Here is a 575-nt window from a genome sequence, read left to right as displayed (position 1 = left end):
TTGACGACAGCATTTGAAGTTCCTTCTACTACTGCCGCGCTGGCCTGATTGACCGGTACTGCCCATGGCACGAGTGAAGAAACCAATACCATGATCAATGTTAATAAGGCAATAGCCTTCCTTGATGCGTAACGCTGCATTGTTGCGATCCCTCTTTCTAATTGCAAAATTATTCGTACAAACCAAAAAAACCGCCCCAACACGTTGGACGGCTAAAAAACAAGCGAGGTGACCCCTTCGCTCATAGTATACTAATAAAGCGTTGCGCCAAAAACGCGCGTATTCAACGCTCTCGTTTCCAAATTCCCACCCCCCGAAGAACTAGAAACATTCAAAAATAGAGGCAGGTCTCCTGGCTTATGCGTCATTACTTCTCTATCGCCTTCCCCTCCATGTTCGGATAGTGGCTTTCATTAAGAGTCGTTCTGCATTTACAGTGGCGGGACCGCGTCGGCTTATACCGAACTTCCCTTTTAAGCAAGCAGCCGTAATCGTATGCCTGCACCTTTATTTCGATGTTATGAAATTATCAGAGCTAATCATATACGCTTTTGATACATTTGTCTATACGTCCT

Annotated in this window: 1 riboswitch. The window is 45.2% G+C overall.

Going from position 1 to position 575, the window contains the following annotated elements:
- Positions 1-325: 325 nt before the first annotated feature.
- Positions 326-524: riboswitch (cobalamin riboswitch) on the bottom strand.
- Between the last annotated feature and the right edge of the window lie 51 nt (positions 525-575).

It is taken from the genome of Paenibacillus roseus, assembly GCF_016424485.1.
In the GTDB taxonomy this organism is placed as follows: Bacteria; Bacillota; Bacilli; order Paenibacillales; family Paenibacillaceae; genus Paenibacillus_D; species Paenibacillus_D roseus.
This window is presented reverse-complemented; position numbering and strand designations above follow the sequence as displayed.